Origin of the sequence: Cellvibrio japonicus Ueda107 (assembly GCF_000019225.1) — a bacterium.
GTDB lineage: Bacteria > Pseudomonadota > Gammaproteobacteria > Pseudomonadales > Cellvibrionaceae > Cellvibrio > Cellvibrio japonicus.
The window spans coordinates 282,218-295,104 of sequence record NC_010995.1 but is presented as its reverse complement, the minus strand read 5'-3'; the positions used below and the strand labels follow the sequence as shown (position 1 = coordinate 295,104).

Here is a 12,887-nt window from a genome sequence, read left to right as displayed (position 1 = left end):
GGGTCGCTCATTTTTTTAGCGTCTACAACCCCATAATACCCCGTGTGAAACTCAACACCTGCCGCTTATCTCGATCTGTCCTGCATTAAAAAATATCAAATGTGCAATCCTGCGCCCGTATGTGCTTTTACGCGCAGTATCGTAATCCGCTGTAATATCTTTGAGCCAGTCGCCTCATTAAGGTACGTCAGGAACCGGACGCTCCTAAAAAATAACCTGCACGGATTCTCACTCGCATTTTTACCTGCACCCGAGTTAGCCATTGATATTTAAAGGAGATAAAAATTGAAAACACCCTTAAGTTCCCGACTTCCCCAAAAACTGAAATTGCTCGCCGCCGTCGTCGGCATGCTCTCACTGCCAGCGATGGCAGCCAGCAGCAGTTGTATATCAGATCCCAGCTGGTTTCCCCATGCCCAAACCCCGGAACCGGATAACCAGGGCTTTGCCAGTAGCAGTAACTGCGAATTTCAACAGTGGTCTTGGCAAATGTTTTTGTGGCTAACCCAAAGTGTCAATGGGCAGCCGCGTTTTTTGAGTTTTGCCTCGCCCTTCTCACTCCTGGGAATGGCGGATTTTGGCATGGTACCTAAAACCCGGACTAACACCGATGCGCAATCCTTTGACGAATATCTACAGGCGGGCACTGACGGTGTTTTGGTCGACCAGCAGGGCAAGGCCGTCTACTACTCACAATATCTGGACAATACCTTTACCCAGTTTATTGTCAGCAACAAACTCACCGACCCGGCGGTGGTGCGTAAATTCAATGCGACCACCAGCTTCCCCATTGGCAGCCTTGAACTAAAGGCAGCCTGGAAGCAGGTTCAACCCGGCGATAACACTGACGACATGTTTACCATGGACGGCAAAATCAACAAGCTCGCCAACAAAAATGGCCAGATAGTGATAGATCCCACCCAAACCCAAACTGTCAAGCTGGCGCTGGTAGGTTTTCACATAGGCGGTGTGGTGAATGGTCATCCGGAAATGATTTGGGCTACGTTCGAGCATCAACGCAACGCGCCCAATGTACCGGCCAGGGTGACACCCACCACCATCATCTCCAATGAAAACTGGACATTTTATAAAGCCAATACGCCCTATAAAGATTGCAACCTCAATTGGGTCGCCACCAACAAATTGGTGCTGAATGAAAAAACACAAACCCTCTCACCTATCACCCAGGTGTGCCGTCAATACCCGTTTGGTAACGACCCAACATCCCCCAATCCCAGCATAGTCATCAATGATAAAAATATTGCCAGCTTGAATCAGGATGTACTCAGCAAACTGGATCCCAATGATGTTTGGCACAATTACACATTGATAGGCGCCATCTGGTTTGCGGCTATAGATGGCTTAAAACCCAATATGGCGCTGGATACTGATGTCATATTGACGGGCTCGGTAAAACTTTCCAATTCCACCGTAGAAACCTACACCCAGGTGCAGAGCACCATGAACAACTGCTTCCGCTGCCACAATACCTTGTCGGCTTTTCCCAGCTCGACCGATTTGTACCCGCTGCCACCACTTAACCTGAACATCAGCCACGCCTTCCAGAATATTTATTTCTGGTCGCAACAACAGCCAGCTAAAAAATAATTTGGGGAGTTATTAACATGAACAACACTTATTTTCGTGTACATCCAAGCATTAATTTCGCGCGTGTTGGTGTGAGTGAGGACTACTACCTGGCCCCCGAAACAGCCGCCGGAAAATTGGTCGATAGCAACTCGGGTTTATTTGGTGGCCTGCCCATTAAAAAAGGCACAGAGAGCACACCTATAGAAGAGAGCGACCTGCGCGATGCCCAGCAAAACCCACTGCGCCAGGCTGCGCGGTTCCGCATTTACGCTTACGACACACCCCAGACAACCTATCCCTCCACCGACCCTGGACGCGAAGTCAAAATTGGCGATCAGGTCAATGGTAAAACCATCAAGGATATTGTGTGGCAAGTTCACCTGGCGAATAAAAAAGCCAATAACTATGAAATCACCAGCGCCAATGGCGACGAAGATGGCATCGCCGCTTATGAAAACGGCCAGACGCCGCCACTGCGCAATCCGCAATTTCCCGGTACAGCCTCAGACCCCAAACGCATTACGCAATTAGTGATAGACGCGGGGCCGCGTGCACTGAATGCCTCCAGCAACGGTAGCCAGGTACTTAACTTCGATGCAACGACGCCCTGCAGTTATATGAGTACGGATGGACAAATCAATAACCTGCCATCCTACCCGGTCAGTTTTCCTGACGACCACTTTGATATGTTTAACCCGCGCGGCGCCATCAATAGCCTGGGCGAAATGACAATAGAAGCGGGTACAGGTCGTTTGATTGTGAGTGGTGGCTACGGCAAGGCCAGCGCTATTTTAACCGATGGCAAACCACCGGCATTAAACGATGCCATAGACAATAACGGCTGGTTTGATGACACTTCCGATGGCCCCGTAACCGCCACCCTTTTATTTACCGATGGCAGCAGCGCACCGGTTGTACAGGGCTGGGTGGTTTGCACAGATCCGGGCTATGCCCCGCAAACCCGCAATGTGGTATCCACCTGGGATGACAGTTATACCATCTGGGTGGAGCAGTTAAATTTGGTGCCGCAATTATTTTCACAGGGCCAATACAACAGCAATTATTCCGCCTCTTTTGCCGACGATGTGCTGCCGGTATTTCACGGTGCCCTATTACAGCGCTGGAATACCAACCTGCCAAAGCAGGCAGTCAATGGCCACAACTATGTGGCTTCGATAAAGCCCAGCGACAACCCCAAGGACAAAATCCCCGATTTTAAATCCCTCATTCGCGATCCCAATATCGCGGCAGAATCTGACCAGGGGGTAAAAATGCCCCTGGCACTGGGCGATGCGAAAAAAAGTTTTTTAAGCCTGACCACCACCCAATATTTTTTACTGTCGCAGTGGTACGACGGCAAGTCTGTTGCCGACGCAGTACCCATAGGGCGCGGTGAAGAACTCGATCGCATTGCGCTGGAAAACTGTTTGGGCGGGCGCTATTCGCCAGGTATAGACCTGACCTTTATCGTGCGCGATGTCAATTTGTATGCGCAGGATTGGCAGGGGGCAACAGGGCCATTTCGCCTGAATATGCAACCCTTGGATTACTCCACCGCAGTGAGCAACCAGCCTTTCCTGCAAGAGGGTTATATTCCCCTGCGCACCGCGCCGGTCGAGCCGGGCGACCTGTGCAAATTTATGTCACTGCCCTGGCACACGGACTACAACAGCTGTGCAACCCATACACCGGATCCCAATCCTGCCGACAATAACACCTTGTACTGGTCCTGGCCTGCGCAGCGCCCGGTCACAGTGTACCCTGCCAGCCAGTGTACATTTGATGGCAGCAAGTGGAATCTGGGTGGCCAGGTATTTAGTGTCAGGGGCAGCGAAGGCCAGGGTACGGAAACCGATTATCCGCAACAGGAAGGCCGCTACCAATGCTATTTTGATTTTGTTGCAAACTGGCAAAAGGTTGGCTTTGTTATCCAGGGAACACAAATTCCCGCTGCGCAAAACGGTAACTACGGCGCCGATAAATTCCTGGAGGTCGCCAGCCTGTTTGATACCGATGGACAAGCCGTACAACCTTGGCCTACGGCATCCATTCCCGGTTACACACCACCAACCAATTGCGGGCCCACATAAACATGCAGCAACACCCGCTCACCCCGTTTGGTACAGCGCCGGTTCGGGTAGCCATAGTCGGTGCCGGCCCGGCCGGGTCGGCAACCGCTATTGCGCTATGCAACGCCCTGGCCGAGCAAAAGCGGGATGATATCGAGGTTTGTATATTTCATCGCACCACAGCCAAGCGCTGGCCGCTGGGAGAGACCATTCCCCCCGCCGCCAGCGCTGTTTTGCGCGAATTACAATTGCCCGGCCTGTTACACAGCGGCCGGCATTTACCTTGTCCCGGCAGCCTGTCTGTGTGGGGAGGGGAAAAAGCACAGGCCAATGATTTTTTACTGGACTTGAGCGGCAGTGGCTACCATTTAGATCGCGAGGATTTTGATTCAGGTTTATTGCACGAAGCGCAAAAACGCGGTACCAAGGTGCACAGCGACTATTCACTGCGTCATCTATTATCCAAACCTTTATCCGATGAAGGTGGTTTTACATTAATGTTTGCGACTCCTGAGGGAGAGCAACAACTGGATGCCGACTTTGTCGTGGATGCCAGCGGCCAGGGCGCCGCCGTGATGCGCCGCCTGGACATAGCACGCAATCAACTCGATGAAGTGATAAGCCTGTACACCCGCATTGCATTAGCAGACCACAACACCCTGCCGCAGCACACCCTATTGGAAGCAACCGCCGATGGCTGGTGGTATCTCTCCGCAGTACCGGGCGGTGATTGTGTGTTATCACTCACCACCGATGCACAGCAACTCAAGGCAAAAAACCTGGACAAACCGGATCAATGGCAGCATGCCTACACCCAGGCTAAATGGCTCAATCAATTTTTATCAGCACAACAACTTAACCATTATCCGCTCCGACAAGCCCCGGCACGCTCTGCCATCCTATCCAATTGTGTGGGCAGCCATTGGCTGGCCGTAGGGGATGCCGCCTGCAGTTTTGATTCGATTAGCTCTGCTGGCATTACCAACGCCCTTATACAAGGCTTATGGGCAGGCCAGGCACTGGCTGCTTATTTCATCGACGTCAATCGCACTGCACTTGCAGCCTATCAAGACAAGGTATTTGCCCGGTTCAATCAATATGTAGGTGTACGCAGCTATCTGTATGCACAGGAAACCCGCTTTCCAACAGAGGGATTTTGGCAGCGTCGTCGTTTGGGCTGAATGTTGTTCATACTCTGGATTTTCTCTATCGGAATATCCTAACGAAAATCAAAAAAAACGAGCAGCAAACTGGCCGATATTACTAACAAGCCAACACCCTGCCCACCAGACCATCGAATAGGAACAGTGAAATCCAACAATTGCATAATTGCTCCGTTTAATAACGCAAATTCCAATTAACAACAGGCAGTCCTTTGCCTGAGTTATTCACTTCCCTGTTTTTATCTGTTCAACCGCGATCTATTCAATTACTACCCGGATATTGTCAAACGACACATCCATAGCACCGGCCTGGGGCTCAATCACAAACAGGTTAAGGATTTGCAGTGGATTGGCCTTGTCGGCTTGCGAGGTGTAATGGTTACCATCGTTGATCAGGTCGGCAATACGGATACGGTATTCGGCCCAATCCGTATTTTCCGCGGCAGGCTCTATTAGCACATCGCTGGCATTGGGCCAGCCACTGTCCATCTTGATCAGCAGGTAGGCGCCTTCAGCATGGCTGCTGATCTTGTAATCGAACACCAGCTCCGCATCCAGCCAAGCAGTAATATCGCGCGGGCCAGCGGTATTATTGAAATAGGCATTGCCCTGGCCCGCTGCACTTTTTACCACACGGAAGACATTGCCACGCCCGCTTTCTTCCACACCGGAGGTAGTGATCAAACCATCATCGTTATAGGTCAGGATCTGCAATTCTGCATGAGGTGCATCGTCATAAATACTGTAACTGGACGGTACGACCAAACGGATATTATCGAATGACACATCCATCACACCGGTTGGCTCAATCACAAAAATATTGCTAATGGCATTGAGGTTAGCGATACCTGCCGTAATCGAGTTGCCATTGTTAATTAAATCGGCAACAGCAATACGGAATTCCGTCCATTCGCCATCCGGCGCCAGGGTAACATTGGCATCGCTGACATTGGGCCAACCGCTGTCTATTTTTACCAGCAGGCCTGCACCTTCGGCCCTGGAATTGACTTTCACATCAAAGACCAGTTCCCCGGCGTCGGCCCAGTGGTTCAAATCGGCGGCACCGGCAGTGATGTTAAAAAACACATTGCCGCCTGACCTGCTTTTCACCACATTGAAGACATTGCCGCGGCCTTCTTCAGCAACCTGGGTACTGACAATGGAATTGTTATCCGGGTTGAAGCTTTGGATTTGTAATTCTGCCGGAACAGCATCGGCATAAATGGTGTAGAGCGGTACATCGGCAAATACTGATTGGTTTGCTTCACCCTCGATACGGATATTGTCGAAAGACACATCCATTTCGGCAGAAGGCTCCATCACAAAAATATTGGCAATACTGGCAAGGTTAGCTTTGCCTGGCTCGATGGAATTACCACTATTTACCAAATCACCCAGGCTGATCCTGAATTCTGTCCACTCGCCTTCAGCACCCAATGGAACAATGGTATCGCTCACGTTTGGCCAGCCACTGTCCAGTTTGACACGCAGGACAGCACCTTCGGCTTTGCTGTTGAGTTTCACATCAAAAACCAGTTCGGAATCCAGCGACCAATGGCGCAGATCGTATGGATCACCATTTACCCTGAAATACAGATTGCCGGAATCACCGGCTTTCACCAGGTGAATGACGTTGCCGCGACTGCCCTCGTCAACTTCGCTGTAACTGACATGGTTATCCGGGTCGTAGCTGTCAAAGGCCAAGCCGTCTATCAGGTTGTCTTCATACATCACCAACTGTGGCGGGCCGGGCAATTCGACCGGGCCAATACCGGGACGTTGATAGCCGCGAACCAGTTCGGCCTCATCGCCCAGGGTGGCGCAGCCTTTACCGGTTTGCGGAGATACACTGCACTCGTACACGCGCACATAATCAATTTGCAATGTTTGCGGGAAGACACTTTCATCAATGCCTAAATTATTGGTATTGGCTGCCCAGTTACCGCCTACGGCGAGGTTGAGCAATAAGTGATAGCGCGATTGCGCATCATAGGGAGCACCTTCAGGGGCATCCGTTAACACACCATCAAGCAGATATTGGGAATACCAACCGCTGGAGCGCTGGGTTGCATAGTGGACACCATCGACATACCAGCGGATTTCACCCTCTTCCCATTCCAGCGCATACACATGGAAATCGTCTGCCGGGTTAGCGCCTTCCGGCAGTGTATAGGCAGCGCCGGAATTTACATTACCAGGCCATACACGACCATAATGCAAGGTGCCATGTACACGCGCTTCCGGCGCTTGCAATTCACCATTGACCAGCGTTTGTGTTTTTAAATTAACCGCTTCGACAATATCGATTTCACCGCTGGATGCCCAGATGCCATAGGGTGAATCTGTTGGCAGCATCCACACTGCCGGCCAGGTGCCCTGCCCCTGGGGCATTTTTGCGCGAATTTCAAAGCGCCCGAACGTCCACTCTTCCAATCCTTTGGTACGCAAGCGTGCAGAGGTATAGGGGAGCGTCGTATTGCCATCACCTGTACCATCCGGCGTATTGGGTCCCGTGAAACTTTCACGACGCGCTACGATATGAAGAACCCCCTCTTCAATAAACGAGTTTTCGGCGCGGTCGGTATAACATTGTTGTTCGTTGTTACCACCACCCCAGCAGTTCTGTTCATGGCCCCATTTGGCAGGATCGATGGCATCCCCTTCAAATTCATCGCTCCATACCAGTGTCCAACCTGTTGAGCTGGATGAGCCGGTACCTGTCGCGGATGAACTGGATTCACTGGCATCGACACTGCTACTGGAGTCACTTTCGCTGGAGCTGGAGTCATCCACACTGGAACTCGATTCAGTTTCAGCGGATGAACTGGAAGATAACTCTACACTGGATGATTCACTGGAAAGCGACACACTGCTTTCACTGGCAAGGCTGCTGGATAGCGCAGCACTGGAAGAGGATTTACTGCTTCCACCGCTGGAGCCACCGCAACCGATCAGGCCCAATAAGGTGAGCGTGAGACAAAATCCCAGGGCTCTGCTCGCCCCGCCAGCGTTTGAAGAATAGACAAGTAGTTTCATGGTTGACCTCTATTGTTATAGTTCAGGTGTTTTATTGAAGTGCCTTAAATACTCAATCCTTAATACTGCTTCCGGGAAATCCCTTAAGCGGGGTGATGGCCGGATTAACATGGCTGGCACAGCCCTTTCCGGTTTGTGAATGGCGTGTGCATTGGTAGACACGCACATAATCCACTTGCAGTTGTTGCGGGAATGTTGTTTCTGCATTAGGGGAGCCCGGCCAATTGCCACCGACAGCCAGGTTAATCATCAGATGGAATTTCTGGTCGAAAGGGGCAGCGTTTTCACCCGGAACGAAAGGTTTATTGCTATCAGGTTGGTAATAGGTATACCAACCGGCACTGGTTTGGGTAGCGAAATGTACATCGTCGACATACCAGCGAATTTCACCTTCTTCCCATTCAATGGCATAGGTATGGAATTGCTCCCAAATAGGTTGGGGCGGTGTATAGCCGGTACCGCTATAGCGGTTGCGCGGTGGCAGCTCGCCATAATGCAAGGTGCCATGTACTTCATTGCCAAATTTTTCGGTGTTGGAATTAACCGCTTCAAAAATATCGATTTCACCGCTGAGCGGCCAACTGCCGTAGTGCCATTCGCTAGGTAACATCCAGATCGCTGGCCATATACCCTGCCCCTGGGGCATTTTTGCGCGTATTTCAAAGCGACCGTAACGCCAGTCGCCCTTATGTTTGGTGCGCAGGCGCGCTGAGGTGTAATGGCGTTCGTTAGCGGTATCATCGGCACGATAACCGGCCATATCGTCATTGAGTGCCGGACCGCGAAAGGTTTCCCGGCGCGCAACAATGGTGAGCAGACCATCGCGCACAAACGCGTTATCCTGTTTATCCGTGTAACACTGGAGTTCGTTATTACCACCACCCCAGCAATTTTTTTCATGGCCCCATTTACGGGTATCTAACTGGTTTCCCTCAAATTCATCCTGCCATACCAATTGCCAACCATGGGCTTCCGGTGTGGAGTCCGGCGCAGGCGATGGTTTACCGGAAAAATGGCAGGCACCGAGGATGGTTGCAACACATCCCAGAAGTGATAAGCGAGCCCATGATTTCATAACAGCGACCTCTCAGAGCGACATTGCAAACAATGGGCGGCATCCGCAACATCCGGATACCGCCAGCCATTTACTCGGGACACGTAATCGTCTGATCGGCCTGCTCGATACGCAGGTTATAGAGTGTGATATCCAATGCACCGTCGGTGCCTATCACAAAGGGAGCAACCACCATATCCATTTTGATGCGCGCATTGCTGTAGCAACTGAGCGGAATTGCCAGGGTTTGCCATGCGTCTGGTGTAGCGGCCTTGAGGGCGGCAGTAACATCAATATCCGTTTCACAATCGGTGCCGCACGACATACCAATGGTTACTGCAGATGCCGGTGCCTGGTTCAATTTAAAATCAACCACCAGTGCTGCCTTGTTAGCGGCGTAGGCACTGAGGTCGCTGCGCTGGATGGAGGCAAAACTCAGGGTGCCCTTACCGGTGCCATTCCAGACAGCACGGCGCGCATCTTCCTGAACTTTGTTATCTACTGCACTGACTGACAGGGTCGATACTTCGTCTTTGCTGGTGGTCACCGTGCGACTATTGTTCAGGTGATCGCGCAGTACCAATTGCCAGGGGGCTTGTGGACGCTGGTTAAAAATGGCCAGGCGTTCACTGGTCGTGGCAGCAGGCGCTTTAATTGTTTCACTGAGGTTAGCCAGCTCCTTGTGCGCGCGGTAACGCAAGCCGTAGCCGTAGGCAAATTGTGGCTGGTAATCCGCTTGCCCTACATTGAGCGGTGATTGCCCCGGATCTGCCGGCCAGGAGAAAGAGAGCTGGCCTTTGAAATCGTGATTCACACTGCCATCGGCATTGGCGAGGACAACATCGGCAATACCATTCGCTTCAGTGCCCGGTTGCCACACCACCACAAAGGCATCAGAGGCATTGATAAACGAATTGGCCCACAGCGGACGACCGGTGATAAACAAGGCAACAACCTTGATACCCTCTGCGCGTAATTTTTTCAGTAAGGCGAGATCCTGCTCGTTTTGATAGAGCAAACTGTTTACATCACCCTGCATTTCCGCGTAGGGGTTTTCACCAAAGACCACAAAGGCGAGGTCCGGTTTTTGTTGGTAGCTGCCATCGCTGCTCAGTTCAACATGGCCACCCGCTGCATTGACTGCAGTGGCAATACCCTGGTAAATCGAGGTGGCACCGGGGAAATCACTGTTGACATTACCGGTACCCTGCCAGGTAATTGTCCAGCCACCGGACTGCTTGCCAATGTTGTCTGCCCCATCACCGGTCACCAGAATCTTTCCTGCCGGATTTGCCGGCAAGACACTGCCATTATTTTTCAGTAACACCAGTGACTCGCGCACTGCCTGGCGCGCAACGGCACGATGTTCTGCAGAGCCCAGTAGCGCTTGCTGACCGGCCAGGGGACGAGTGGATGGCAAGCCAGCTTCAAACAAGCCGGCACGCAGTTTGACACGCAGGATACGACCCACGGCATCATCCAGGCGCGCCTGGCTGATTGCGCCGGATTTCACTTGCGCTAATGTGTTTTCATACAACTCTTTCCAGTTGGGATCCGGTGCCATGAACATATCGAGACCGGCATTGATCGCCTGCGGACAGCTAGTCGTCGTACAGCCGGGAACAAAGGCATGGCCATTCCAGTCGCCCACCACAAAGCCATCAAAGCCCATACGTTTTTTCAAGGCATCCGTCAGCAGGTAAGTATGGCCGTGCATTTTTACACCCTGCCAGCTGCTGAATGATGCCATCACCGTTTGGGCACCGGATGCCAGGGCCGTGAGGTAACCCGGATTATGGATAGCGACCAGATCAGCTTCACTGATAACGGCATCGCCGCGATCAATTCCCCCCTCGGTGCCGCCATCAGCCAGGAAATGTTTAGCCGTGGCAACCACACGGGTGCCATCAAATAGTTCGGCCGTGCCAGGGATACCCTGCAATCCCTCGACCATCATGCCGCCATAGGCCTTAACAATTTCCGGATCTTCGGCATAGGACTCATAGGTGCGGCCCCAGCGATCATCGCGCGCAACGGCCAGGGTTGGAGCGAACGTCCAATCAATGCCGGTAACCGCCACCTCTGCCGCGGTTGCAGCGCCAATCTGGCGGATCAATTCCGGGTTGCGCATGGCACCCAGGGCAATATTGTGCGGGAAGAGCGTTGCGCCTATCACGTTGTTGTGTCCGTGTACCGCATCAGTTCCCCAGATAACGGGAATCGCAACCCGCCCTCCCTCGGTACTCATTGAGGCTTGGTAGAAACTGTCAGCCAATGCCAACCAGTCCTCCACCTTGGCGTACTTGTTTTCGGCGGGAAAAGAACCACCGCCATTGAGGATGGAGCCCACGGAGTAGCGCGTTACCTCTTCCGGGGTGATCTGGCGCAATTCCGGTTGAATCAACTGTCCCACTTTTTGTTCCGGACTCATCTGGGCCAACAATTCAGCCACTTTCGCTTCTATCGCCGGATCTTTGGCGATACGACTTTGCACTTCTGGCCAAAGTGAGATGCCGGATGTTTCAGTCACCGGCTCACCAGCCGTTGGCGTTGGAGCCTCATCGGAAGATTTGGAGCAACCACCTAATGCAACCAGTACCGCCAGGCTGCACATCAAGGTTTTGCAGGACAAGTGCATGGGCATGAATCACCTCGCCAGAAGCCATGCATAACGCATGGGTATTATTAGAAGAAGAGTTTTTCTGGTGCGGAGAAGCTAACGGCGATTGGCAGGCCCCGAGCGAAAAAAGCCCCCGCCGTCCAGGCGGGGGCAACGCAAGGAGAGTCAACAAAATGTGAACGGGCATAGCCCACCACATTTGCTAACACCCCGGTCAGACCTGACATCATTCCGGGGTCGTCGCCAATGAGAAAATCAATCACATCAGCCAAATCCGGTTAAGACTCAACCACAGAGACTTATCCGGATTCCGCAACCCATAGTTGCATGGCAAGGAACAGGCGTCGTCCCACTTTGAACAGGTTAACGAAGGTGGGGCACTGCATTGAGGGGATGATTGCTGCCCAGTTTTGGGTAATGAAAAACATGGGACGACACAGGGGGGTATAGCCGGTTAACAATTCACTCCGGCAAGGTTGATGGGCATTGCCCTTCGTTTAACACCAGGAATTGTGAATACACCATGAAACACAACTATAAAATTTTTCTCGCGTGCAGTATCTCCATCACCATAGGCATTTATATTGGAGCTGCTTACGCCCCGAGCCAGGATGGCCATGGCCTGACAATATTGTCAGGCCCCGGGCTAGCGAATGAAAAACGGGATGTTCAATCCAGAGATACAGACAACCCCGACACTGCCAATCCTGCTATCCAACCACCACCAGCAACAGCAACTGAACCACACATGTTCCCTGCCCAGGCATCGGTACGGGAGCAAATGCTGGAGCAACAGTTGGTTCAGCTGAAAAACCAATATCACCAGCAAAAATCACTCAACTTTACCCAATGGCTTGGCAGGGCCACAGAAAAGGACAAGAACTTTAGCCTCAGGGAAACCATGCAAAATCGCTTTAACAGCGAGTCGATAGACCAAGCTTGGGCAGAGCCTCAGGAACAGCAATACATAAGCCTGTTTTCCCAGGACCAACAGCTGGCCGATTATGCACTGACATCAACACAATGTCGCACAACCCAATGCGAACTCAGTTTTCACATCACCAACCTTGACCAGGCTAATCAATTAGTAGAAGCACTCGCCAAAAGCCTACAGGCCAAGGGTCAATACCCATTGATCATTGCCACACCCGATCAGCAACAAGGTATTACCCGTCTCTACATTGCCAACGATGAAAACAGTTTTGAATTTGACTAGCGGCGTCCTCCACGCAACCCGTCAATTCAAAAAATCGACAGGGAATTCGATGACCCGGCGATGCGGCTTGATCGCCGTGAACATCCGGCATGGAGCCAGGTGTTCACACACAATAACCCTTAACCATAAATAGGACTTT

Annotated in this window: 8 protein-coding genes; 4 read left to right on the top strand and 4 right to left on the bottom strand. The window is 51.9% G+C overall.

Annotated elements, in window-relative coordinates:
• Positions 1-285: 285 nt before the first annotated feature.
• From CJA_RS01115 to CJA_RS01105, 3 genes are read left to right on the top strand one after another with little or no spacing between them, the layout of a single operon-like run.
• Positions 286-1,608: a hypothetical protein gene (locus CJA_RS01115; protein ID WP_012485911.1), complete on the top strand. Its 1,323-nt coding sequence runs from the start codon at positions 286-288 to the stop codon at positions 1,606-1,608.
• 17 nt (positions 1,609-1,625) lie between these two features.
• Positions 1,626-3,680 carry a LodA/GoxA family CTQ-dependent oxidase gene (locus CJA_RS01110; protein ID WP_012485910.1) on the top strand — a complete coding sequence of 685 codons (2,055 nt, stop codon included), beginning with the start codon at positions 1,626-1,628 and terminating at the stop codon, positions 3,678-3,680.
• A gap of 2 nt (positions 3,681-3,682) precedes the next feature.
• Positions 3,683-4,840 (top strand): NAD(P)/FAD-dependent oxidoreductase, encoded by a 1,158-nt coding sequence (locus CJA_RS01105; RefSeq protein ID WP_041550832.1) that lies wholly within the window; start codon positions 3,683-3,685, stop codon positions 4,838-4,840.
• Positions 4,841-5,080: 240 nt separating this feature from the next.
• Here the strand turns inward: CJA_RS01105 and CJA_RS18910 are convergent, their stop codons facing one another.
• From CJA_RS18910 to CJA_RS01085, 4 genes are all read right to left on the bottom strand, one after another.
• Positions 5,081-7,858 (bottom strand): glycoside hydrolase family 16 protein, encoded by a 2,778-nt coding sequence (locus CJA_RS18910; RefSeq protein ID WP_012485908.1) that lies wholly within the window; start codon positions 7,856-7,858, stop codon positions 5,081-5,083.
• 52 nt (positions 7,859-7,910) lie between these two features.
• Entirely contained in the window at positions 7,911-8,933 is a 1,023-nt protein-coding gene (locus tag CJA_RS01095; RefSeq protein WP_012485907.1) for a glycoside hydrolase family 16 protein, read from the bottom strand.
• Between the two features lie 70 nt (positions 8,934-9,003).
• The gene (gene cel3C / locus CJA_RS01090; RefSeq protein WP_012485906.1) at positions 9,004-11,550 is read right to left on the bottom strand and encodes a beta-glucosidase Cel3C; all 2,547 of its coding nucleotides are present in this window, start codon (positions 11,548-11,550) and stop codon (positions 9,004-9,006) included.
• A 47-nt stretch (positions 11,551-11,597) separates the two neighbouring features.
• Positions 11,598-11,795 carry a hypothetical protein gene (locus CJA_RS01085; RefSeq protein WP_041550830.1) on the bottom strand — a complete coding sequence of 66 codons (198 nt, stop codon included), beginning with the start codon at positions 11,793-11,795 and terminating at the stop codon, positions 11,598-11,600.
• Positions 11,796-12,055: 260 nt separating this feature from the next.
• Here CJA_RS01085 and CJA_RS01080 point away from each other — a divergent pair, with 260 nt between their 5' ends.
• Positions 12,056-12,748, top strand: a complete 693-nt coding sequence (locus CJA_RS01080) for a hypothetical protein (RefSeq protein ID WP_012485904.1) — start codon at positions 12,056-12,058, stop codon at positions 12,746-12,748.
• The last annotated feature ends 139 nt before the right edge of the window (positions 12,749-12,887 follow it).